General features: G+C 60.9%; 22 protein-coding genes. 13 read left to right on the forward strand and 9 right to left on the reverse strand.

Going from position 1 to position 21,914, the window contains the following annotated elements:
* Position 1: 1 nt before the first annotated feature.
* The 9 genes from AAEO81_RS27465 to AAEO81_RS27505 all read right to left on the reverse strand — a co-directional run bounded on the left by AAEO81_RS27465 (position 2) and on the right by AAEO81_RS27505 (position 9,254).
* Complete coding sequence (locus AAEO81_RS27465) at positions 2 to 646, reverse strand: hypothetical protein (protein WP_341960212.1); 645 nt, start codon at positions 644 to 646, stop codon at positions 2 to 4.
* The gene (locus AAEO81_RS27470) at positions 643 to 1,359 is read right to left on the reverse strand and encodes a hypothetical protein (RefSeq protein ID WP_341960214.1); all 717 of its coding nucleotides are present in this window, start codon (positions 1,357 to 1,359) and stop codon (positions 643 to 645) included. Before AAEO81_RS27470 ends, AAEO81_RS27465 begins: the two co-directional genes overlap by 4 nt.
* 48 nt (positions 1,360 to 1,407) lie before the next feature.
* The gene (locus tag AAEO81_RS27475) at positions 1,408 to 2,178 is read right to left on the reverse strand and encodes a hypothetical protein (protein WP_341960216.1); all 771 of its coding nucleotides are present in this window, start codon (positions 2,176 to 2,178) and stop codon (positions 1,408 to 1,410) included.
* 337 nt (positions 2,179 to 2,515) lie between these two features.
* On the reverse strand, positions 2,516 to 4,228 hold the full coding sequence (gene cobJ / locus AAEO81_RS27480; RefSeq protein WP_341960218.1) for a precorrin-3B C(17)-methyltransferase: 1,713 nt from the start codon (positions 4,226 to 4,228) through the stop codon (positions 2,516 to 2,518).
* Entirely contained in the window at positions 4,228 to 4,959 is a 732-nt protein-coding gene (locus AAEO81_RS27485; RefSeq protein WP_341964635.1) for a precorrin-2 C(20)-methyltransferase, read from the reverse strand. The genes cobJ and AAEO81_RS27485 overlap by 1 nt, the downstream gene beginning before the upstream one ends.
* Complete coding sequence (locus AAEO81_RS27490; protein ID WP_341960220.1) at positions 4,959 to 5,585, reverse strand: precorrin-8X methylmutase; 627 nt, start codon at positions 5,583 to 5,585, stop codon at positions 4,959 to 4,961. Before AAEO81_RS27490 ends, AAEO81_RS27485 begins: the two co-directional genes overlap by 1 nt.
* On the reverse strand, positions 5,578 to 6,930 hold the full coding sequence (cobG, locus tag AAEO81_RS27495) for a precorrin-3B synthase (RefSeq protein ID WP_341960222.1): 1,353 nt from the start codon (positions 6,928 to 6,930) through the stop codon (positions 5,578 to 5,580). The genes AAEO81_RS27490 and cobG overlap by 8 nt, the downstream gene beginning before the upstream one ends.
* Before the next feature lie 481 nt (positions 6,931 to 7,411).
* Entirely contained in the window at positions 7,412 to 7,786 is a 375-nt protein-coding gene (locus tag AAEO81_RS27500; protein ID WP_341960224.1) for a hypothetical protein, read from the reverse strand.
* 493 nt (positions 7,787 to 8,279) lie between these two features.
* Positions 8,280 to 9,254: a hypothetical protein gene (locus tag AAEO81_RS27505; protein WP_341960226.1), complete on the reverse strand. Its 975-nt coding sequence runs from the start codon at positions 9,252 to 9,254 to the stop codon at positions 8,280 to 8,282.
* A gap of 416 nt (positions 9,255 to 9,670) precedes the next feature.
* On the opposite strand from AAEO81_RS27505, the gene cbiE reads away from it, so the two are divergent.
* The 13 genes from cbiE (at position 9,671) to urtD (ending at position 21,869) form a co-directional block, all read left to right on the forward strand.
* Positions 9,671 to 10,873, forward strand: coding sequence for a precorrin-6y C5,15-methyltransferase (decarboxylating) subunit CbiE (cbiE, locus tag AAEO81_RS27510; protein WP_341960227.1), 1,203 nt, complete (start codon positions 9,671 to 9,673; stop codon positions 10,871 to 10,873).
* The gene (locus AAEO81_RS27515; RefSeq protein ID WP_341960228.1) at positions 10,873 to 11,970 is read left to right on the forward strand and encodes a cobalt-precorrin-5B (C(1))-methyltransferase; all 1,098 of its coding nucleotides are present in this window, start codon (positions 10,873 to 10,875) and stop codon (positions 11,968 to 11,970) included. The genes cbiE and AAEO81_RS27515 overlap by 1 nt, the downstream gene beginning before the upstream one ends.
* Complete coding sequence (locus AAEO81_RS27520) at positions 11,967 to 12,698, forward strand: cobalt-precorrin-6A reductase (RefSeq protein WP_341960229.1); 732 nt, start codon at positions 11,967 to 11,969, stop codon at positions 12,696 to 12,698. Before AAEO81_RS27515 ends, AAEO81_RS27520 begins: the two co-directional genes overlap by 4 nt.
* A gap of 95 nt (positions 12,699 to 12,793) precedes the next feature.
* Positions 12,794 to 13,132 carry a type II toxin-antitoxin system RelE/ParE family toxin gene (locus AAEO81_RS27525; RefSeq protein ID WP_341960231.1) on the forward strand — a complete coding sequence of 113 codons (339 nt, stop codon included), beginning with the start codon at positions 12,794 to 12,796 and terminating at the stop codon, positions 13,130 to 13,132.
* On the forward strand, positions 13,132 to 13,455 hold the full coding sequence (locus AAEO81_RS27530) for a transcriptional regulator (RefSeq protein ID WP_341960233.1): 324 nt from the start codon (positions 13,132 to 13,134) through the stop codon (positions 13,453 to 13,455). Before AAEO81_RS27525 ends, AAEO81_RS27530 begins: the two co-directional genes overlap by 1 nt.
* A 70-nt stretch (positions 13,456 to 13,525) precedes the next feature.
* On the forward strand, positions 13,526 to 13,942 hold the full coding sequence (locus AAEO81_RS27535) for a DUF2946 domain-containing protein (protein WP_341960235.1): 417 nt from the start codon (positions 13,526 to 13,528) through the stop codon (positions 13,940 to 13,942).
* 54 nt (positions 13,943 to 13,996) lie between these two features.
* The gene (locus AAEO81_RS27540) at positions 13,997 to 14,473 is read left to right on the forward strand and encodes a copper chaperone PCu(A)C (protein ID WP_341960239.1); all 477 of its coding nucleotides are present in this window, start codon (positions 13,997 to 13,999) and stop codon (positions 14,471 to 14,473) included.
* An 80-nt stretch (positions 14,474 to 14,553) separates the two neighbouring features.
* Complete coding sequence (locus tag AAEO81_RS27545; RefSeq protein ID WP_341964636.1) at positions 14,554 to 14,958, forward strand: DUF2946 domain-containing protein; 405 nt, start codon at positions 14,554 to 14,556, stop codon at positions 14,956 to 14,958.
* An 84-nt stretch (positions 14,959 to 15,042) separates the two neighbouring features.
* Positions 15,043 to 16,416, forward strand: coding sequence for a PepSY domain-containing protein (locus AAEO81_RS27550; RefSeq protein ID WP_341960240.1), 1,374 nt, complete (start codon positions 15,043 to 15,045; stop codon positions 16,414 to 16,416).
* Positions 16,417 to 16,870: 454 nt separating this feature from the next.
* On the forward strand, positions 16,871 to 18,136 hold the full coding sequence (urtA, locus tag AAEO81_RS27555; protein WP_166595959.1) for an urea ABC transporter substrate-binding protein: 1,266 nt from the start codon (positions 16,871 to 16,873) through the stop codon (positions 18,134 to 18,136).
* A 213-nt stretch (positions 18,137 to 18,349) separates the two neighbouring features.
* Complete coding sequence (gene urtB / locus AAEO81_RS27560; protein ID WP_341960242.1) at positions 18,350 to 19,939, forward strand: urea ABC transporter permease subunit UrtB; 1,590 nt, start codon at positions 18,350 to 18,352, stop codon at positions 19,937 to 19,939.
* A complete protein-coding gene (urtC, locus tag AAEO81_RS27565) occupies positions 19,939 to 21,018 on the forward strand; it encodes an urea ABC transporter permease subunit UrtC (RefSeq protein ID WP_341960244.1) in 1,080 nt (359 codons plus the stop codon). Before urtB ends, urtC begins: the two co-directional genes overlap by 1 nt.
* Positions 21,015 to 21,869 carry an urea ABC transporter ATP-binding protein UrtD gene (gene urtD, locus AAEO81_RS27570; protein ID WP_341960246.1) on the forward strand — a complete coding sequence of 285 codons (855 nt, stop codon included), beginning with the start codon at positions 21,015 to 21,017 and terminating at the stop codon, positions 21,867 to 21,869. Before urtC ends, urtD begins: the two co-directional genes overlap by 4 nt.
* Positions 21,870 to 21,914 lie beyond the last annotated feature (45 nt).

A 21,914-nucleotide genomic window follows, 5' to 3' on the forward strand; every position in this document is an offset into this window, starting at 1 on the left:
GTCAGATGGGGAACTCCTTGATCGCCCGGTCGGAGCTGCCAATCAGTTGTGTGCGGACGTCCTCCCGGTATTTCTCGTAAACCGCCCGATCAAAGCGGTACACCCCGCCACTGATGCGCAGGAGCATTTCACGGCGGGTTTCGGTCCAGAACTCGAAGTCGCGGATGTCAACCGAGCCGGTGAGTCGGATGGCGCAGATCAACATCAAAACCGTCCCGTCGGCATCGCTCATGCACGGCACCATTTGAAAGCGGGCCAGTTCACCATCCTGTGAGCTTCGGCTGAAAAAATGATCCGCATGACGATTGATCCTTGTCGATCGCCATGTGGCCTGCGCCAGATCCGCGAGTGCCCTCGCCCCCGTCGAGTCGATGACGTGGAACGTGGCCGCATCAAGGTCCGCAGCTCGAAAAATGACGTGAGGCGTGTGCCTGATCGGGTTTTCCAGCACCCAGCCTCGGGTTTCCAACCGTCTGCGGTAGCGAAACAGCCAGTTGGAATAGTCCTTTCTCTGGTCGTGAAAACGGCTTGCGAACACATCGGCATACAGCAGGCAGTCAAAGATATCTTCGCGGTCTTGCGCGTCGATCCCGTTGTACAGCGAAACCATGCTGGAGCCGACGATTGCACCCTTCGCCCCCTTCATGGCTCCACCCCCTGGATGGCGTGCGACAACCCAGCGCGCTTGCCCGCGAGGGCCGCGTCCACCCGCTCCCGAAATTGCGCATAGCGCAGGTCATCCAGCGTACCGACGAAACCAAACGACCTGACTTCTCCCACCAACCGGCTCTTCGTCAAGCGCTGTGCGAATGGGTTGGCCGCGACGGGTTCCAGGGTTTCGAATGCCACACAGAGCAAGACCTTTTGTCGCGAAGGCAGCACAAAGGCGACCTGGAGTACGACAGACGATACGGGTTCAGCACACGACGCGTTTCCGGCTTTAGAGCCTGACGGGCTTGCTGCTACCTGAGCGTCTTGCGCCACCATCACCTGGGCAATCTTGCTGGCGTGGGTGACGCAAAGAGACGCTAAAAAAGTGTCCAGCTTCTTCCCGCGCAAAAAGGCAAACGAATCGGGCAATAGCTCCCGAAGCCTTTCGGCTACCACAAACGTCTCGTCCGTGATCCCGTGTTTGTCCGAGAGGTCCAGCCGCAACCAGCCGAATGTCGTCATGGCTTTTAAAAGCGTCGTCTGCCACTCGCGATAATGTGTGAATCTGTCGTGCTGCTTGCTCGCGGCCAATTGCGCGTACAGGCTGGAATCCATCGCATCGCGCTTGAAAGCCTGATCCACGGGTGCGGCAAACATCATCAGCACGCCATCATTCAAATACGTTTCCACGATGTCCTGAGTCATCATGCTCACTCCTGTGAAAGAAGGCCGCGGAAAACTCCACGGCCTCGTCCCTTAGATCGGGAATTCCATGAACGCCGCGTCGGACGCTTCGAGCAGCTTTTGACGAACGAGCTCACGACGGTGGGCGTACAGCGACTGATTGAAGATAAAGACGTCGGCGCTTTTGTTCAGGTCGACAGCCACCGAGTTCCAGTTGACGAACAGAACGTTAGTGACGTTGATCCGGGTTTTCGCCTCGACTGCGCCCACGGCCAGCGTGATGACACCGTCTGCGCTTTCGTTGCATCCGCCCACCATGAAACGGGCGCCACCCGGTTTTTTGGTGCGGCTGTTGAACAGACGGACCGGCTCATCCCCTTGTTTCAGCGCCTCGACAGCGTCACCGGCGATTTGCAGCATCAGCGGTCCTGCCGCCCCACCAGTGCCGACAGCGGCGATGGAAGAAGCGATGAGGTCCAGACCGATCTTGTCCATGGTCAGGACACGTTCACGGCTGGAGTGGCTGACGAACGCGATGTCTTGAGGCGCCCAGTTCAACGCGCGGGTCATGGCTGAACGGAAGGTCTTGTACCACTCGCCATTGTCGCTCACGACGTTGTAACGCTTGTCCGCCGCCAGGGTGGCGTAGGTGAAGGTGTCCAGCACGTCCTCACGTGCTTGCTGGCTCATGCCTGCGACGAAGCCGAGAACCGCCTGACCTACCACAGCGCCGCTGGCGGGCTCGATCAGGTCGGTGCGTGCCGTGCGCGCAGTGATGGCAGGAGGAATGGAATCCAGGGAAGGCACGGAGGCCAGGTGATCCAGAAACTCTTGGTTGTTCATTGCTAAGTCCTTTTAAGAAAAGTTGTCCGTCGTGGACGTGATCACCCTAGCGCCAAATGGAGGGTCGGAACGCTGTACCACTCGTTACATGCGTTCACGATTTCGCATCAAAATAAACGTGAGCAAATGCGCACCACGACCTGAAGCGCCCGCACGCCGGGAGCTTCTGACCATAGAGTGATCGGACTGACAATGAGGGGTTAACACCGTGGAAAAGATGCGCGCTCGGCTGGATGCTTTTTCCAGACATCAGGGACGGATTTTTCCCATCGCAGAAACGCTCTTTCCTACGCAGATACGGAGGGATTCCGAAGTCTCCCTCCTTCACATCTACAACTTAATGAGAGGGCTTGGCGCCATACCAACGTGGGGTGTACACCCACTGAGTGCCATCGACGCGTGGAAAGGTGCAGGTCAGCGATGAGCCGACCAGCACCATGGTCCGCATGTCGACTTGTTCGGGGGTGAGCTCGCCCAGTGTAATCACGCGCAGAGTCTGGCCCGGTCGGCCAATGTCACGCCCCAAGGTCACCGGCGTTTCTGGCGTGCGATGTTGACGGACAATCTCCAACGCACGCCCCAATTGCCACGGTCGGGAGCGGGAGATCGGGTTGTAGAACGCCAGCGCCAGGTCTGCCTGACAGGCGAGGTCCAGACGCTTTTCGATGATTTCCCACGATTTGAGGTTGTCCGACAGGGACATCACGCAGAAGTCATGCCCCAGTGGCGCGCCGGCTTGAGCGGCCGTGGCCAGTGAAGCTGAAACCCCTGGCAGGATCTCCAGATCCACCGAATGCCACAGTGGATCATCGGACTCATGCAATGCTTCCAGCACCGCCGCCGCCATGGCGAACACGCCCGGATCACCCGATGATACGACCACCACCGAGCGCCCTTGGGCGGCCAGTTCGAAGGCGTGGCGAGCGCGCTGCATTTCCTCCCGATTATCGGTGCAATGCAGCACTTGATCGGTCCGAAACGGCCCAGCCATGCGCACGTAGGTTTCGTAACCCAGCACATCGTTGGCCCGCGCCAGCTCAGCCTTGACGGCAGGAATCATGAACTCGGCAGCCCCGGGGCCAAGGCCGATGACGGCGAGCCGACCACGTCCGCGACCGATCTTTTCGATGTCCAGCGGTTGCGGTGCGACGGCAATGGCGAGGCCGTCAATGGGCGTGACCGGGGGCAGTAACTGGGGCAAGACCTGCTGTGCCATGTCGCTCGGCGACGCTGTCGAAGTAAAGCGCACGGGTACACCCAAGGCATCGGCGGCGGCATGCAATTGCGGGCGAGCCATGTCGCTTTCACCCGCCAGCAAGCAGGCAAGCGATTGCAGCGCGATGCGCGATTCGTGCAGCGTGGCCTTCACAACGTCGGCGATGTTCTCGACCGATGCCTCGACCGCCACCAACACATTGCGCGGGTAGATCAGCAGTTCGTTGGCCAACGGCTCACGCTCGGCGTACCCGACATGAATCGCCAGGTGCGCGTGATCGTCCTCCGGCAATTGCGCTTGCGCCAGCCAAGGCGCCGCACCTTCAATGCGCACGCTTTCACCGGAGAGCAAATCTGAGACGAAACGCTTGCCCAACTCCAGGTCGGCCAGCGCGTAGCCGGAGGGTGGATTGAGCAGGCAGGTGCCGAAACGCAGCTCGCCGCTGGTGGTGATCGCGGCAGCTGTGTTCAAGCCCGCAGCAATCTCGCGGGCCATGACGTTGACGCCACCCAGTCCACCCAAGAGCGGCACCACCGCGCTGCCGTCTTCGGCAACGGCAAGAACGGGCGGCTCGGCGCCCTTCTCCAGCAACACCGGCGCGAGGGTGCGAATGACAATACCCGCCGCACACAGGGCGATGATCGGTGTGTCCTGTTGATACAGCTGACGAAGCGTCGCGCCAAAATCGGCATAGCTTCGGTCAACCCCTTCAACGCGCTCGATCAACCCGTGAATCAACGCGTCCGGGTACAACTGTTGAATACGCCGCGCCGTGTTCAGCGCGCCCTTGCCCAAGATGACGATGGCCGGGGCTTTCTGACTGGAAGCGCCCATCAGCCTTGCCACCTTTCGCCGGGTACGATGATCAGCGAGAAATACGGCGACGACATCGGATCGACCTCGGCCAACGGCACGATTTTCTGATTGCTCATGGTGGCGCGCTCGACATACAGCGCGCGTTCCGCCAAGCCCGTTTCCACCAATACCTGGCGCACTTTCGGCAGGTTGCGGCCCAGCTTCATGATGACCGCCGCGTCGGCGTCCACCAGCTTGCGTTTGAGCTCATCGGCGGACAACACGCCCGACAGCACCGACAGGCTCTGATTGCGATACACCAGGGGCGCACCCAAAACGGAGGCGCCGCCGAGCATCGAGCAGACACCCGGCACCACTTCAGCTTCGTAGCGCTCAGCCAAGCGGTCGTGCAGGTACATGTAGGAGCCGTAGAAGAACGGGTCACCCTCACAGATGACCGCCACGTCGCGACCGGCATCCAGATGCGCGGCAACGTCGAGGCTGGCGGTGTCGTAGAAATCGCTGATGATCTGCTCGTAGGACATCGGCTCGGGCAGCACTTCGGTGGTCACCGGATACACCAGTGGCATCAGCGTTTGAGCGTCTTGCAGATGCGCTTCGATGATGCCGAAGGCATTGCCCTTCTTGCCCTTGGCGACGAAATACGCCACCACCGGCGACTCGCGCAACAGGCGAAGCGCCTTGACGGTGATCAGCTCAGGATCACCGGGCCCCACGCCCAGACCAATCAGACGACCGCGAGCCTGCATCATTCGACCTCCGTGGCGAGGGCGTTAACCGCAGCGGCAGCCATGGCACTGCCGCCACGACGGCCCTGCATGATCACGTACGGCACGCCTCGGCTGTCAGCGGCGAGCATGTCCTTGGATTCCGCAGCCCCGACGAAGCCGACCGGAAATCCGAGGATCAGCGCGGGTTTCGGAGCGCCAGCGTCGATCATCTCCAGCAGGTAAAACAACGCGGTCGGTGCGTTGCCGATGACCACGACCGCGCCTTCCAGATGTGGGCGCCACAATTCCAGCGCAGCGGCGGAACGGGTGTTGCCCAGCTCACGGGCCAGTTCGGGCACACCTTCGTTTTTCAGGGTGCAGATGACCTGATTGTTCGCGGTCAAACGGGCGCGGGTCACGCCTTCAGCCACCATGTGCGCATCACACAAAATCGGCGCGCCTGCCGCCAGGGCTTGACGCCCTGCCGTGCCAGCGCCGGGCGAGAAGCGCAGCCCTTCGACCGCATCGACCATGCCGCACGCGTGGATCACGCGCACAGCGAGCTTTTCCAGGTCGGCCGGAATGGTGTCGAGCCGGGCTTCGGCGCGAATGATCGCGAAGGAGTTGCGATAAATCTTCTGGCCGTCGCGGATGTAATCAATCATCGGTGTTGCTCCGTGAGTCGGCGGTCAACAACGCACCGACTGCTTCTATAGTGAGGTCACGCCCTCGCAGCTCGCCAAAACCCGGCTGTTCTGCGTGGCGAAAATACAGGTCGTAACGGCCAGCGGACACCGCCAGCAACGTAATCGGCGCGACATGAGCGGCGGCGCAGGACCGGTCGCAACCCGACAGGTGCACAGCCTGGCTGACACCCTCGCGTTGCAGGCAGGCCGCCAGTTGCCGCGCATCGGCCTTGGTGTCTGCCAGCCCTTTGCCGCAGGCGGCGGAGCCGGTGCAGGCAATCATCTGCGACAGGGCTTGATCGGCGTCGCACAGCAGGCCCGCCTTACGTAAACCGTCGACAGCACGCGAACCGTTTTCAGTGCGGACATTGCGCAACATCAGGCTCTGCCATGGGGTCATTGCCAGGGTGCCGTCACCCAGCTCAACGGCGAGCGTCGCAGCGCTGCGCAACATGGACGGATTCAAGCGCCCTAAAGGCACGACAGCACCCACCGAGGTGAAATCCGGATGGCGCTGTGGATAAAACCCGATGTGCGCATTGAGTCTGATCGGCGTGCGACGCCACGTGGTTATTTTTTGATCAACCCGCACGGAATACGGCAAACGCTCCAAGAGCTGTGCGAGGAACTGATCGGCAGGCATGTCGGCCAGCAGATGGCGCATGCGGGCCTGATCGGGACGCGCGTGTTCGAGGAACAACTCCAGAACCGCCACCACCAGATCATGCCCGGCATCCAGCGACACCGCCGCCAGCGGCGAGTCGGTCGCAGGACAACCCGCCAGGCCAAAGCCCAGCAGCGTCTCGTCCTCCACGCTCAGCGCTGACAGCCACAGATCGTGAGGGTGTTCGAGCATCGCCACGCCTTCGCCCGCGTCCAGCGACACGGCGAACTTCGGCGACAGCTCGTGAAAGCGGGGATGGGTTTCCAGCGTGTGCAGGAGCTTCGCAGCCAGCGGACGCACGTCGAACAGTTGCTCGGGATCGACACCCGCCGTGGGGCTCAGCATGAGATTGCGCACGTCATCGCTGGCGGGATTTTTTGGGCCGAGGCCCGCATCCAGCAACGTCGTGATCAAACCCTCGTGATCGGCACCGATGCCACGAATCTGCACGTTGCCGCGATTCGTCGCCTCAATTACCCCGCCCGCGAAGTGCTCGGCAGCATCAGCCACGGCGAACGCCTGCCCAGCCGTGATCACGCCGCCGGGCAGCTTGATCCGACAGATACCTCCATCCAGCGCCGGGACGATACGCAACAACCCCGGACAAGCCGAGGGGCGTAGGGGCGCAACGGGAATACGAGCAGACAGCGGCTCGGCCAAAGGGTCACCTGACGTGATCGGGTCGGGAAGTGCAGATCGCGGGATCTGTGAGGGCGGTATTATGCCTGCTTTGGCGGCAGGCATGAAAAGGCGGTCTGTCGGATGGGAAGTGTGCGTTACCAGAATGCGCCGAGGAGGGCCCCGACTATGAACACGCCACAGCTACCCACTCCTGTAAACCGCACAGGAAGGTACACCCATCGCCGGTGTCGAAGGGAAAGGCTGTTCACTTGCTCAACATCGATCAAGCCTTTCCGTTCAAGAAGCCGAGAGGACGTCAACACCAGCCTGAGCATTGAATACCGGTACATTTTCCCGGCATGACTGTACGGCCCCCAGAATTTCTTGGCATCCGTGACCAGTTTGCAGCTGTACAAATGCCGTTCAATCTCGGGGAGGATGAAATAGGCGGCGTAGAGCATGAAGAGAAAACCGATGAGCTGCACTACCGCAGCCGTAATGCCCGTCCACATCAATAGCGTTACCAAAGTTTGCCCAGCAGCGCCAAAGCAATCATCCCAACGACGAAACCTCCCAGCCCGATCGTGTCAGGTATGCAAATCCACCGCCTCAGGTGAGAGGGCACCTGCTTGACCTCGCCGACATCCACCAGCCCATTCTCAAATAGAAGCTCGGTGGATGTCAGCGCAAGGTTGACTGCCACCAATCTGTGTCGTCTACCTACGAAGCCACTGCCGCTCCACAGCAAGCGTGCGTCTTCGACGATTTTGCAACTTTTTAGTTGGGCTTCAACTTTTTCCAATACGAAGTATTTGACGTAGACATCCATGCAAAAACTCACAACCACAATCACGCCTGATATCAAAGCGATCCATTCCAAAAAACGGTCACTCATCGCCAATCAACTCGTAGAGCATCGCTCCACCCGCCTCAGTTATAACCGCCGCAGACCTACGGAATGAGCCGTATAAGACGCTAGCCAAAAGTTACGAGCCAGCTCCGCCTATGAACACAGTGAGGGCTACCAAAGCCGTCCTGTAAGCGCCAGCGCCGTCAACATTGTGATAAGGCCGATGCCTCCGATCCTCGACGGAATGCTTATCCAACGTCGATGCTTTACAGAAAGGCTGCGCACTTGTTCGAGATCAATCAGGCCATGCTTGTGCAAAAGCCGGGGAGACGTCAGTACCAAGCTGAGCATCGAGTAGCGATACATCCTTCCCGGATGGCTGTACGGGCCCCAAAATCTAATGGCATCTGTAACGATTTTGCAGTTGTACAACCGTCGTTCAATCTCAGGGAGGACACGGTACGCGGCATAGAGCGCAAGGCAATGTCCAATGAGTAAAAAACCGGCTGAGATAAGAGCAACCCACAATAAGAAAAGATCATTCACCTTCAATGACCTCATACAACATCGTACTTAACACCTCTCCAGCAACCGAACCGCCCTTGCCAGCCCCCCAGCCAGCCAGCGCACCTCCCGCGATCCCGCATACGACAACACTCGCGCCACGAGACGGTCCCGCCATCCTCAGACACAGTTGGGCTGCAGCGGGGCCCGCGACAGCTCCACCTTTCCACGCCACCGGAATCCCAAGCATCATCTTCCCCACCTCCACAAACTTCGCCTTCGTGCATTGCTGTTCGCGCCCCGTCGAGCAGGCCTCCTTGATTTCCAATCCACCGGCGCCAACGTCCAGCATCACGCCCACCACCGTTCCCGAGCTCAAATGACGTGCCACGTTGCCCATGCGTTTGATGTTCTTCGCATAGCTGGCGATCTCGCCGGTGTGCAGGTATCGCTTGCTGGAGATCCCCAGCATTTTCTTGATCGACGAGTTGTTCTTGAGCCCAGTTCCCCAGCGTCCGATCCCGCGTAGCTGGCCGTCGAGCGTGCTGAAAAGCGCCTTTCGCTGTGCGAGAAACTGATCCTTGGTGAACACCCCGAAGCGCCATTTCTGATACGCCGTACCGATGTCTTTCAGCGTGTCCTGCACCTGATTCAGGTGCGTTGCCCACGCCGAGGTGGCACTGCCGACGCCGATGGAGCCGTAGGTCATGATGCTTTGCAGCAAGTCGTAATTGTGGGTCTGCAGGTGTGCGCTGGCGTTGTTGCTGCCCAAGAGGGTCTGATGGACGTTTCGAGCATGGAACATGAGCATTTCCTCGTCCGGTGTGCACATCTCCGTTGAGTCGTCACCCACGATGATCAACTCTCCCGGCTTGCCCATGCCCCCCAAGCCGAGGTGAGCGTTGACCCGGTCGAATTTCTGGTGGGCGCGCCCACCCATCACGAGACCCTCTCGATACCAGGAGAGGCTGCGTTTTCCGTCATTGATGAGCGCGTAAGGCGTGGACATGCAGGGATCGTCCTGATCGTTTGAAGAAGGCGAGGACGATAGGGGTCGGTTTTGGGGGTTGTCAGTAGATGCCGCGGGGATTTGGGCATGACTACGGAAGTTTCAGAAATGCCCTACTTCCGATCTTCAAATGCCTGACAAACGCATGGGCGCAGGCAGATCATTCAGCCACATCCGAATGAATGCCGGGCCCGGAATCTGTAGGAGCGAATTTATTCGCGAAGCGGCCTCACATTCGATACATCTTTTTCGCCCATGAAGACGTCTCGCGAATGAATTCGCTCCCACAGAGGATTGCGCTCATCTTTGCGACAGGCCCATGGACGACGAGGCCCTGCCAGCGCGGTATCATGCCCACCTTTATCCACAGGCCTTTCAAATCGGTCTGTCGCAAGCATTGGGTCTGAGGGCAATACATGTCGCCGTGGCTGACAGTCGTGGGAATCGGTGAGGACGGCTACAAGGGGCTGGGCAAGAATGCGCGGCATGCGCTATTGCAGGCGCGTCAGGTGTTCGGCAGCTCGCGCCAGCTGGACCTGTTGCCGCCGTGTATCCAGGCCGAACGCCGTCAGTGGCCGAGTCCGTTTTCCCTGCAGCCCGTGCTGGAGCAGCGCGGTGAGCCGGTCTGTGTGATTGCCAGCGGCGACCCGATGCTGTTTGGCGTCGGCGTCAGCCTGACACGCCAGGTGCCTGTCGAGCAGATGCGCGTGATCCCCGCCCCTTCCTCCTACTCGCTGGCTGCCGCCCGCTTGGGCTGGGCGTTGCAGGATGTGGTGACACTGTCGGTGGTCGCTCGCCCCTTGGCGGCATTGAACGCGCAACTGCATCACGGTTTGCGCCTGCTGGTGCTGAGCAATGACGGACACAGCCCCGCCGCGATGGCGGCCTTGCTGCGCGAGCGGGGTTTCGGGCCCAGCCACATGACCGTCCTCGAACACTTGGGCGGCCCGGCGGAACGCCGTGTGGACGGCACCGCTCAGGACTGGTCGGACCCAGACATCGCGCCCCTGAATCTGGTGGCCATCGACTGCCGCGCCGCGCCGAATACCCTGCGACTGTCGCCCCTCGGCGGACTCCCCGATGACGCGTTTCGTCACGACGGCCAGTTGACCAAGCGCGATGTGCGCGCGATTACCCTCGCCCGTCTGGCGCCTGTGCCTGGCGAGCTGCTGTGGGACGTCGGCGCTGGGTGCGGCTCCATCGGCATTGAGTGGATGCGCGCCCATCCCACCTGCCGCGCCATCGCCATTGAGTCCAATGAAGATCGCCATCAACTGATCGAATTCAACCGCGACGCGCTTGGGGTTCCCGGTCTGCAATTGGTGCGCGGCCGCGCGCCCGACGCGCTTGAAGGGCTGGAACGCCCCGACGCGATTTTCATTGGCGGCGGCGTGACACGAACCGGCGTGCTGGACGGCTGCTGGGAGCAATTGCGTTCAGGTGGCCGTTTGATCGCCAACGCCGTCACGCTGCAAAGCGAAGCGATGCTGGTGAACTGGCGTGAACGGCATGGCGGCGAACTGACGCGCATTCACATCGCGCACTCGAAGCCGCTGGGCAAATTCGACACGTGGCGTCAGGCACTGCCCATCACCCTGCTCGAAGCGATCAAGCCCTGATGCGCGACGAAACCGCCGAGCAACCCGCCCCTCTGCGCAGCGGCCTGACCACCGGCAGCTGCGCCACGGCGACCTCCCTCGCGGCGGCGCGATTGCTGTTGGCGGGTGAGGTGAACGACGCCATCGACATCACGCTGCCCAAGGGCAAGCAGGTGCAGATGCGGCTGGAGTTTTGCCGGGCCATCGAAGGTGGCGCGGAAGCGGGCACGATCAAGGACGCGGGTGATGACCCCGACGTCACCCACGGTGCGTTGTTGTACTCGCAGGTGCGGCTGATGTCCGAACCCGGTGTGAGATTCGTCGCAGGCCCCGGCGTCGGCACCGTGACCCGCCCAGGCCTGGTGCTGGGCGTCGGCGAGCCGGCCATCAACCCCGTGCCCCGGCGCATGATGACCGAGCACCTGACTCAGTTGGCGGCTGACCTGAGTTATGCCGGTGGCTTCGAAGTCACGGTCTGCGTGGAAAAGGGCAGCGAGCTGGCGCTCAAAACCATGAACCCGCGCCTGGGCATTCTGGGCGGGCTGTCGATTCTCGGCACCAGCGGCATCGTCCGGCCGTTTTCCTGCGCGGCCTACATCGCGTCGATTCATCAAGGCATCGACGTCGCCAAGACCAACGGCTACCAACACATCGCCGCCTGCACCGGCAACGCCAGCGAAGACACCATGCGCCGGGTCTATGACCTGCCCGACATCGCACTGATCGAGATGGGCGATTTCGTCGGCGCTGTCCTCAAGCATCTGCGCAAGGTCCCTGTGGATAAACTCAGCCTGTGCGGCGGCTTCGGCAAGATCAGCAAGCTCGCCGCCGGACACATGGACCTGCACAGCCGCCACTCCAGCATCAATCTGGACCAACTGGCGCAATGGGCCGCCGACGTCGGCGCTGACGCCCAATTGCAGCAGCGGATTCGCGAAGCCAACACCAGCCAACAGGCGCTGGCCATGGCGTCGGCAGTCGGTGTGACATTGGGGGATGCGGTGTGTCAGCACGCGCTGGATTTCGCCCGCAGCGTGGTGCCTTCGCAGGTGCAGGTCGAGGTGTTTGCCATTGATCGGCAAGGTGGCATCGTAGGTCACGCGGGGGCCTTCACGTGACGCGCATCCTGCTGCTGGGCGGCGTGACGGAAGCATTGGCCATCGCCCGAATGCTGGGGCCGCACCACATCTATAGCCTTGCGGGCGTGGGCCGCGTGCCAAGCGACTTGCAATGCCAAGTGCGGGTCGGCGGTTACGGCGGCGCGGAAGGCCTGGCGCAATTCGTACGCGATGAAGGGATTGGTCTGATCCTCGATGCGACCCATCCTTACGCCGCGCAGATCAGTCGGAACGCCGCCACTGCCGCCACCTTGACAGGCATTCCCTGCTGGGGCTTGCGTCGCCCCGCCTGGCAGGCCAGCCCCGACGACAATTGGCGAGAGGTCTCGGACTGGGCAGAACTCATCACGGCACTGGCCCCCTTCAAGCGCCCACTCTTCACGCTGGGTCGCGAGCCGCTGCAACACCTGCACGAAATCCCCGACCACCAGTTCTGGACCCTCCGCGCCCTCGACGTCTGCCCTGGCAACGCTTGCTGCGAAGTCATCGGTGCGCGCGGGCCGTTTCACCTTGAGGACGAGCGAGAGTTGTTCGAGCGTCGCCAGATCGATGTGCTGATCAGCAAGAACAGCGGGAGCAGCGCGACAGAGCCCAAGCTGGAAGTGGCGCGGGAGCGTGGGGTGCCAGTGTTGGTGCTGAAACGGCCGAAGTTGGCGGAGGTTGATCGGGAGTTTTTTGACGTGAGAACGCTATCGCAGGCGCTAGGCGAGCTTTTGGCGTACCCATAAATATGTAACGCACTCCACCGCCTCGTCAGGGGGACAATGCACGTCTCAACAACTGATGGCATCAATGGTAACGCTAGAGTTACCATCACCCTCCAATGATCACCGTTCAAGAATATTTAACCGAAGATCAGAAAAGCCCCTTCAACACATGGTTTACCACCTTACCGGCCGCAGCGGCTTGGAAAGTCAGCACGGCGCTGGCAAGGATGGAGTCCGGTAACACCTCGAATATCAAGTGGTTCGACGGTTTGGGGGAGTACCGAATCAACTGGGGACCGGGGTACCGGATCTATCTGGTTCAAGAAGGCGGAAAGTTGATCATCCTGTTTGGTGGCGGCACCAAATCAGGCCAGACAGCAGACATCAAGCGGGCCAGAACGCTGATCGCCGACTACAAAGCCCAGAAGAAGCAAAGACATGAGCGAGGCGCCTGATGGCACTTACCCGCAGCTACAAACATACGATCACCGAGCGAATACAAAATGATCCCGCGTTTGCGCAGGGGTTGCTGGATGAGGCTGCCACTGTGTTTCTCAATGGCGAGCCAGAGGTTGCTCGTATCATTCTTCGAGACCTGATTAATGCAACCATTGGATTTGAAACGTTATCGCGAGAGACAGATAAACCCAGCAAAAGCCTGCATCGAATGCTGTCAGCACACGGCAATCCCAGCATGGACAATCTGGCGGCCATTTTCAGCGCCATGCGGGTTTGGCTAAAGGTAGACATTCAGGTGACGGCTGTTCCAGTTCATTGATCGCGCCCCGCGACACATCGCCGCACCCACACTTTTTACATCTCGCGCCCATTCAGGCTAAATGGCCGACATGAAAAAACAAGAACGTACCCTCATCAGCCTCAAGCGGCGCCGGGCCTTTGCCTGGGTTGCGTGCTTTGCGCTGCTGTTCGGCATGTTGGCGATGCCCATGACGCCGACGATGCCGCGTACGCAAGGCGAGCGGGTGGTATGGGGCAGTTTCTGTACCGGCAGCGGCATGCGCTTGGTGGCGACAGTCATTTCGTCTGCCGATCAAAGCAGCCCGGAGCGTAATGACCACGCCCTGATGGAGCATTGCCCGTGCTGCTCCGGCGTTCTGTCGATGGTGGCGATTCCGGCCGACAATCAGCCAGGTTTCATCGTGTTCGTCCAGCCTGTCCGCCTGCCGGATGCCATTCTGGTGTTCCACGCGCCACCTCGGGTGTTATGGCCCAACCTCAATCCCCGGGCCTCTCCGCGCGTCTGATCGTTCGTTCACGCTTTACATCGCGTATCTGAATGACCTGAAGAGGCCTGCCCCATGTTGAAAAAAGTTCTGCTGCTGGCAGCGTTGCTGCTGTCCACCTGCGTGGTGGATGCTCACGAATATGAAAAAGGCCCACTGTCCATCGCTCACCCGTGGTCAATGGAGCTGCCACCGAACTCGCCCACCGTTGCCGCCTACTTTGTGATCAAAAATGGCGGTTCGGACGCCGATCGCCTGGTCAGCGTCGACAGCCCCATCGCGGGCACGGCTCAATTGCACCAGCATGTGCATCAGGACGGCCTGATGAAGATGCAGCAGGTCGAGTCGGTAGACATTCCGGCAGGTGGCACGGTGACCTTCGCCCCAATGGCCTACCACGTCATGCTGCTGGACCTGAAGGACCGCTCGAAGCTGACGACTGGCCAGCGCTTCCCGTTGACCCTTCACTTCGAAAAGGCCGGAGACCTGGCGGTCGAGGTGGTGGTGCAAAAGGACGCGCCTGACGATTCGGCGCCTGCCCATGCCCATTAATCGCCCCTGATCATCGAAGCTTAACGCCCTTGAGCCGCTTGTCCGCGATCCGCAGTCGTCACGCTCACGCACCCCGCAAAATATCGGGTGCGTGGCTGAGCCTGTTCGCGATGCTGATGATTTTCGTCGGCCCGCTGATCTCGCAGTCGATGCCGATGGAGCATCACGCGGGCATGGCGATGTCCGGCCCGATGACCGCCGACATGGACATGCCCATGCCGATGGACATGTCGTCTGCCGATCACAGCGGACACCACGCAAAGACGGCTGACCTGGCAGGCGTGGATCATGTGATCTGGGCCAAGTGCGGCTATTGCACCCTGCTGTTCAGTTGCCCCGCACTGACCCAGACGTTGGCGGTCATTGCGCCTGTACCGCCGAAACCTGCCGACTTCTACAACGCGACCCCGCAACAGGGGCACGCTCAGCGGCATGTCTTCCCCAACGCACGCAGTCGCGCTCCGCCCTTCGCTTCCGTCGCTTGATCATTCAGAACATTCGGACCCGCTGACGGCCATGCCGCCGTCAGCGGGCTGCGCCGTGCTTATCCCTGACGGGAGCGTTTTACCGTGTCCAGACCCAACGTGTCTTTCTACAACCTGGCGTGGCGCTGGCATTTTTATGCCGGGCTGTTCGTAGCGCCGTTCATGATCCTGCTGTCGCTGACCGGGATGGTTTATCTGTTCAAACCGCAGCTGGACTCGTTGATGTACAGCGACCTGCTGACGGTCAAACCGGCCCATCACCTGCTGAGCGCCGACGAGCAGCAACAGCGTGTGCTCGCGGCCTACCCCAACGTGTTGATCAGCAAATACCTGCCGCCTGTGAACGCGGAGAGCAGCGCGCAGTTCGTGGTGAAACAAGACGGCCGCGACGTGAACCTGTTTATCGATCCCTATAACGGCCAGATCCTCGGCACCCAGGATGCGAAGAGCAACCTGCAAGCGATGGCCCGCGAGCTGCACGGCGAACTGATGATTGGCACGGTCGGCGATCGTCTTGTCGAGCTCGCAGCGGGTTGGGGCATCGTGCTAGTGGTGTCCGGCCTTTATCTGTGGTGGCCGCGAGGGCGTTCATCGGCAGGCGTGCTGTGGCCGCGGATCAGCGCCAAAGGCCGAGTGCTGTGGCGCGACCTGCATGCGGTGACCGGCTTTTGGGGTTCGGTGGCGTTGCTGTTCATGCTCTTGAGCGGCATGACGTGGACGGGGATGTGGGGCAAGGTCTACGCCGATGTCTGGAACACGTTTCCTGCGGCGATGTGGAATGACGTGCCGAAGTCCGATAAACAGGCGGGCGACCTGAACACGGCCGCCGTGCAGACCGTGCCGTGGGCGCTGGAAAACACACCCATGCCGGTGTCGTCCGGCGATCACGCGGCGCACATGAATCACAGCGCCATGTCCAGCGCACCTGCCGCGCCCAAGATCACGTTGCAACGGGTCGTGGACATCGCCAAGGAGCGGAAGATCGAACCTGGCTACAGCATCACGTCACCCAAAACCGCCGACGGTGTGTTCACAGTGTCGGTGTTTGCAGACGATCCTCACAACGACGCCACACTGCATGTCGATCAGTACAGCGGCAAGGTGCTGGCGGACGTCCGCTACGCCGATTACAGCGTGGTGTCGCGAGCCACCGAGTTGGGCGTGATGCTGCACGAAGGCAAGATGTTCGGCTGGATCAATCAGCTGATCATCCTGTTCATCTGCCTGATGGTGCTGCTCAGTTCGGTGAGCGGGATTGTGATCTGGTGGAAACGTCGGCCGCAAAACGGCTGGGGTGTTCCGCCGCTGCGTCATGACTTGCCGCGCTGGAAAATGGCGACAGTGGTGATGATTGCGCTGGGTGTTGCCTTTCCGCTCGTCGGGATTTCCATGGTGGCAATATGGTTACTCGATCGGATAGCCCTTTCGCGCTTTGCCAAATCGGCGACAACAGCTTAGATTGCGTCCTGCGGGGCCTGGAACCTTTTTTGGGTGGTTTAGTGATGAATTCCTCCTCATTTCCGGTTTCAGGCCCCGTCTTCTTTTTCCTTTCCTGTGCATCGTCTATTTCCACTGTAGGAGCCGGCTTGCTGGCGAATGCGGTTTGACGTCTACGAAGGTATTGACTGACCCACCGCTATCGCCAGCGAGCCGGCTCCTACAGATTCCGCGCGCGACACATTTCGCGTAAAACCTGTCGGGCACGTCAGTTTTTCGCACCACATCAGCGCACCTACTGCACCACGGCTCACGCGCCATCCCACAATGGTGCGCCCCCTCCCCCGCTCGCGACGCTTTCATTCGATTCTGCGACGTTTTCGGCGTTGGCCCAGCCTTTGCTAAAGCCTAAGCAGACACAACCTCTGCACCGCCAACAGCCTTTCCTAAAAAAATCAAAGAATGGAGCTAGCCAATGAAGCGTCGTAGTTTGCTTAAAGCGTTCACCTTGTCCGCATCGATCGCCGCTATGGGTTTGACCTGGACCGCCCAGGCCGCTGACACCATCAAGGTCGGCATTCTTCATTCTTTGTCCGGGACCATGGCCATCTCCGAAACGTCGCTCAAAGACATGGCGCTGATGACCATCGACGAAATCAACGCCAAGGGCGGCGTGAACGGCAAGAAGCTGGAAGCCGTGGTTGTTGACCCTGCGTCCAACTGGCCGCTGTTCGCTGAAAAGGCGCGTCAATTGATCACCCAGGACAAAGTGTCCGTGGTGTTCGGTTGCTGGACCTCGGTGTCGCGTAAATCGGTGTTGCCGGTCTTCGAAGAGCTGAACGGCCTGCTGTTCTACCCGGTGCAATACGAAGGCGAAGAGATGTCGCCGAACGTGTTCTACACCGGCGCTGCACCTAACCAGCAGGCGATTCCTGCGGTCGAGTACCTGATGAGCGAAGACGGCGGCGCGGCCAAGCGTTTCTTCCTGCTGGGGACCGACTACGTTTACCCACGCACCACCAACAAGATTCTGCGTTCGTTCCTGCACTCCAAAGGCGTGAAGGACAGCGACATCGAAGAGGTCTACACCCCGTTCGGTCACAGCGATTACCAAACCATCGTGGCCAACATCAAGAAATTCTCCGCTGGCGGCAAGACTGCTGTGATCTCCACCGTCAACGGCGACTCCAACGTGCCGTTCTACAAGGAACTGGGCAACCAGGGCCTGAAGGCTACGGACGTACCGGTCGTAGCGTTCTCGGTGGGCGAAGAAGAACTGCGTGGCGTCGACACCAAACCGCTGGTGGGCAACCTGGCCGCCTGGAACTACTTCGAGTCGGTGAAGAACCCGGTCAACACCAAGTTCGTCGCGGACTGGAAAGCCTACGCCAAGGCGCACAACCTGCCGAACGCCGACAAGGCCGTGACCAACGACCCGATGGAAGCCACCTACGTGGGCATCCACATGTGGGCGCAGGCGGTCGAGAAAGCCAAGTCCACCGATGTGGATAAAGTCCGCGAAGCCATGGCCGGCCAGACATTCGCCGCGCCGTCGGGCTTCACCCTGACCATGGACAAGACCAACCACCACCTGCACAAGCCAGTGATGATCGGCGAGATCAAGGCCGACGGTCAGTTCAACGTGGTCTGGAAAACCAAGGAGCCGATCCGTGCTCAGCCTTGGAGTCCGTTCATTCCGGGCAACGACAAGAAGCCTGATTATGCGGTGAAGAGTAACTAAGCAGGCTCAGGGGATGGCCAGAAAAGACCGTCCCTGTAGGAGTGAGCTTGCTCGCGATGGCGGTGTGTCGGACGGCGCAAAGGCCACAGACAAACCGCGATCGCGAGCAAGCGAAGGCCTACAGTTGATCGCGATCTTCTGTGGGAGCGAATTCATTCGCGAAATGCCTCAACGCGGTTTCTCTGCTGTACGCCGACACCAAGGCCAAACGATATGCCCAGATCTCTCTACCGCCTCATTCTCGCCCTGAGCCTGTTGCTGCCCTTTGCAGCCCATGCCAGCGATGCCGGTGACTTTGTCGCGGCCGAATCCTCCGAACGCGCTGAATTGCTGGAAGCCTGGGCCGCCAAGCCCGATCCGGCGCGCGTCGAATTGCTGGTTGCCCTGCAGGAAGGCCGGGTGGCCGCCGACAGCAGCAACCGCGCCTTCATCCAGAACGGCGACACCTACACCGCCGTAGACCCGAATGCTCCGGCCTCAGCCGACGCACCCAATCCTGACGAGCCCCAGGCCATCAGCCTGAACAACCGTTTGCGCGGTCTGGTGGAAACAGCGCTGGCCAGTCACCAATTACTCGCCGCCGACGCCAAATTGCGTCTGGCCGCCGCGCTGACCCTGCAGAAAAGCGCCCGCCCTGCGCAACTGCAACTGCTGATGCAGCAAGTTGCCAGCGAGAAAGACGACACCGTTCACGCGGCCCTGAGCCTGGCGCTGGCCAACTTGCAATTGGTCGACACCAGCCCGACGGTGCGCCTCGCCGCTGTGCGTCTGCTGGGTGAAACCGGCGATCCGCTGGCCCGTACCCGCCTTGAAAACCTGCTTGAACCCAACGTCGAAACCGACCCTACCGTGCGCCTTGCCGCCGAAACCAGCCTGGCGCAAGTCAAACGCAAGCTGATGATCGGCGAAGTGATCGGCCAGGTGTTCAGCGGTATTTCACTGGGGTCGATCCTGCTGCTGGCGGCACTGGGGCTGGCGATCACCTTCGGCCTGTTGGGCGTGATCAACATGGCCCACGGCGAGATGCTGATGCTCGGCGCCTACGCGACGTACGTTGTGCAGATCATGTTCCAGCGCTACGCACCCGGCGCCATCGAGTTGTATCCGCTTGTGGCGCTGCCGGTGGCGTTCTTCGTCACCGCCTGCATCGGCATGGCGCTGGAGCGCACCGTGATTCGCCACCTCTACGGTCGCCCGCTGGAAACCCTGCTCGCGACCTGGGGCATCAGCCTGATGCTGATCCAGCTGATCCGCGTGGTGTTCGGCGCGCAGAACGTCGAAGTGGCCAACCCTGAATGGCTGTCTGGTGGCATCCAAGTGCTGCCAAACCTAGTGCTGCCGTACAACCGGATCATCATCATTGGCTTCGCGCTGTTCGTGGTGGTGCTGACCTGGCTGCTGCTGAACAAGACCCGCCTGGGCCTGAACGTGCGTGCCGTGACCCAGAACCGCAACATGGCCGCTTGCTGCGGCGTGCCCACCGGGCGCATCGACATGATGGCCTTCGGGCTCGGCTCCGGCATTGCCGGGCTGGGCGGCGTGGCGCTGAGCCAGATCGGCAACGTCGGCCCTGACCTGGGGCAGAGCTACATCATCGACTCATTCCTGGTGGTGGTGCTCGGCGGCGTCGGGCAATTGGCCGGCAGTGTCACGGCGGCCTTCGGTCTGGGCATCGCCAACAAGATTCTCGAACCGCAAATCGGCGCAGTGCTGGGCAAGATTCTGATCCTGGCGCTGATCATTCTGTTTATCCAGAAACGTCCGCAAGGGCTGTTCGCGCTCAAAGGACGGGTGATCGACTGATGAACCAGCCATTGATGGTTACCGCCGCGCAACGCGCTGGCACCAAAGTCACGCTCGCAGTGGGCGTGGTCATCCTCGCCCTGCTGATCGCCCTGCCGTTGCTCTCGCTGCTGCCCGAAAGCAACAGCCTGCAAGTGTCGGCCTACACCCTGACGCTGGTGGGCAAGATCCTCTGTTACGCCATCGTCGCGTTGGCGCTGGATCTGGTCTGGGGTTACGCGGGCCTGTTGTCCCTGGGCCATGGCCTGTTCTTCGCGCTGGGCGGTTACGCGATGGGCATGTACCTGATGCGCGAAGCCTCGGGCGACAGCCTGCCCGCGTTCATGACTTTCCTGTCGTGGACCGAGCTGCCGTGGTACTGGGTCGGCACGCAGCACTTCCTCTGGGCGATGTGTCTGGTGGTCTTGGCGCCGGGTCTGTTGGCGCTGGTGTTCGGCTTTTTCGCCTTCCGTTCACGGATCAAGGGCGTGTATTTCTCGATCATGACCCAGGCCCTGACGTTCGCCGGGATGCTGCTGTTCTTTCGCAACGAAACCGGCTTCGGTGGGAACAACGGCTTCACCAACTTCCGCAGCATTCTGGGCTTCAGCATCACGTCTCAAGGCACACGGGCGGTGCTGTTTTTGCTCACCGTGACCTTGCTGGTTGGCAGCCTGTTCGTGGGCTGGCGTCTGGCGCGCAGCAAGTTCGGCCGGGTGCTGACCGCCGTGCGTGATGCCGAAAACCGCCTGATGTTCTGTGGCTACGACCCGCGCGGTTTCAAGCTGTTCGTCTGGGTGCTGAGCGCTGTTTTGTGTGGCTTGGCGGGCGCGCTGTACGTGCCGCAAGTGGGCATCATCAACCCCAGCGAAATGTCGCCGACCAACTCTATCGAGGCCGCCGTGTGGGTCGCGTTGGGCGGTCGTGGCACGCTGATCGGCCCGCTGCTGGGTGCCGGTCTGGTCAACGGCATGAAGAGCTGGTTCACCGTGGCCTTCCCGGAATACTGGCTGTTCTTCCTCGGCGCGCTGTTCATCGTGGTGACGCTGTACCTGCCCAAAGGCGTGATTGGCCTGATGAAAAAAAGGGGCGAACAATGAAAAGCACGCCGACTCCCGCATTCGATCCCGTGCTGGACCCGAACAGCGACGCAGGCACCAGCCGCGACGCCATCGGCTTGGGCCAAATCGCCGGCAAAGGGCTCAATACCCGACACGGCACCATTCTCACGCTGGAAAGCATCAGCGTCAGCTTCGACGGTTTCAAGGCGCTGAACGATCTGAATCTGTACATCGGCGTGGGCGAGCTGCGTTGCATCATCGGCCCCAACGGCGCGGGCAAGACCACGCTGATGGACGTGATCACCGGCAAGACCCGTCCCAGCCACGGCACCGCCTGGTTCGGCGAGACGCTGGACTTGACCAAGATGAGCGAAGTGCAGATCGCTCAGGCCGGGATCGGGCGCAAATTCCAGAAGCCCACCGTGTTCGAAGCGTTGAGCGTGTTCGAGAACCTGGAGCTGGCGCAGAAGACCGACAAATCGGTCTGGGCCAGCCTGCGGGCGAAGCTCAACGGCGAGCAGCGCGATCGCATCAGCGAAGTGCTGGAGACCATTCGCCTGACGTCATCGATGGCGCGGCCTGCGGGTTTGCTGTCCCACGGGCAGAAGCAGTTTCTGGAGATCGGCATGTTGCTGGTTCAGGACCCGCAGCTACTGCTACTCGACGAGCCGGTGGCGGGGATGACCGACGCCGAAACCGAATTCACCGCCGAACTGTTCAAGAGCCTCGCGGGCAAGCACTCGCTGATGGTGGTCGAGCACGACATGGGCTTCGTCGGCACCATCGCCGACCACGTCACCGTGCTGCACCAAGGGAGTGTGCTGGCGGAGGGGTCGCTGGAAGAAGTGCAGGCGGATGAGCGGGTGATTGAGGTTTACCTCGGCAGATAACGCCGACCCTGTAGGAGTGAGCTTGCTCGCGATTGCGATTCTGAA

It is taken from the genome of Pseudomonas sp. RC10 (assembly GCF_038397775.1).
GTDB lineage: Bacteria > Pseudomonadota > Gammaproteobacteria > Pseudomonadales > Pseudomonadaceae > Aquipseudomonas > Aquipseudomonas bambusae.

Bases quoted from the DNA above. Each gene is read 5' to 3' on its own strand.
- AAEO81_RS27465 (WP_341960212.1), bottom strand. From the start codon at position 646: ATGAAGGGGGCGAAGGGTGCAATCGTCGGCTCCAGCATGGTTTCGCTG.
- AAEO81_RS27470 (WP_341960214.1), bottom strand. From the start codon at position 1,359: ATGATGACTCAGGACATCGTGGAAACGTATTTGAATGATGGCGTGCTG.
- AAEO81_RS27475 (WP_341960216.1), bottom strand. From the start codon at position 2,178: ATGAACAACCAAGAGTTTCTGGATCACCTGGCCTCCGTGCCTTCCCTG.
- cobJ (WP_341960218.1), bottom strand. From the start codon at position 4,228: ATGGGCGCTTCCAGTCAGAAAGCCCCGGCCATCGTCATCTTGGGCAAG.
- AAEO81_RS27485 (WP_341964635.1), bottom strand. From the start codon at position 4,959: ATGCAGGCTCGCGGTCGTCTGATTGGTCTGGGCGTGGGGCCCGGTGAT.
- AAEO81_RS27490 (WP_341960220.1), bottom strand. From the start codon at position 5,585: ATGATTGATTACATCCGCGACGGCCAGAAGATTTATCGCAACTCCTTC.
- AAEO81_RS27500 (WP_341960224.1), bottom strand. From the start codon at position 7,786: ATGAGTGACCGTTTTTTGGAATGGATCGCTTTGATATCAGGCGTGATT.
- AAEO81_RS27505 (WP_341960226.1), bottom strand. From the start codon at position 9,254: ATGTCCACGCCTTACGCGCTCATCAATGACGGAAAACGCAGCCTCTCC.
- cbiE (WP_341960227.1), top strand. From the start codon at position 9,671: ATGTCGCCGTGGCTGACAGTCGTGGGAATCGGTGAGGACGGCTACAAG.
- AAEO81_RS27515 (WP_341960228.1), top strand. From the start codon at position 10,873: ATGCGCGACGAAACCGCCGAGCAACCCGCCCCTCTGCGCAGCGGCCTG.
- AAEO81_RS27525 (WP_341960231.1), top strand. From the start codon at position 12,794: ATGATCACCGTTCAAGAATATTTAACCGAAGATCAGAAAAGCCCCTTC.
- AAEO81_RS27530 (WP_341960233.1), top strand. From the start codon at position 13,132: ATGGCACTTACCCGCAGCTACAAACATACGATCACCGAGCGAATACAA.
- AAEO81_RS27535 (WP_341960235.1), top strand. From the start codon at position 13,526: ATGAAAAAACAAGAACGTACCCTCATCAGCCTCAAGCGGCGCCGGGCC.
- AAEO81_RS27540 (WP_341960239.1), top strand. From the start codon at position 13,997: ATGTTGAAAAAAGTTCTGCTGCTGGCAGCGTTGCTGCTGTCCACCTGC.
- urtA (WP_166595959.1), top strand. From the start codon at position 16,871: ATGAAGCGTCGTAGTTTGCTTAAAGCGTTCACCTTGTCCGCATCGATC.
- urtB (WP_341960242.1), top strand. From the start codon at position 18,350: ATGCCCAGATCTCTCTACCGCCTCATTCTCGCCCTGAGCCTGTTGCTG.
- urtC (WP_341960244.1), top strand. From the start codon at position 19,939: ATGAACCAGCCATTGATGGTTACCGCCGCGCAACGCGCTGGCACCAAA.
- urtD (WP_341960246.1), top strand. From the start codon at position 21,015: ATGAAAAGCACGCCGACTCCCGCATTCGATCCCGTGCTGGACCCGAAC.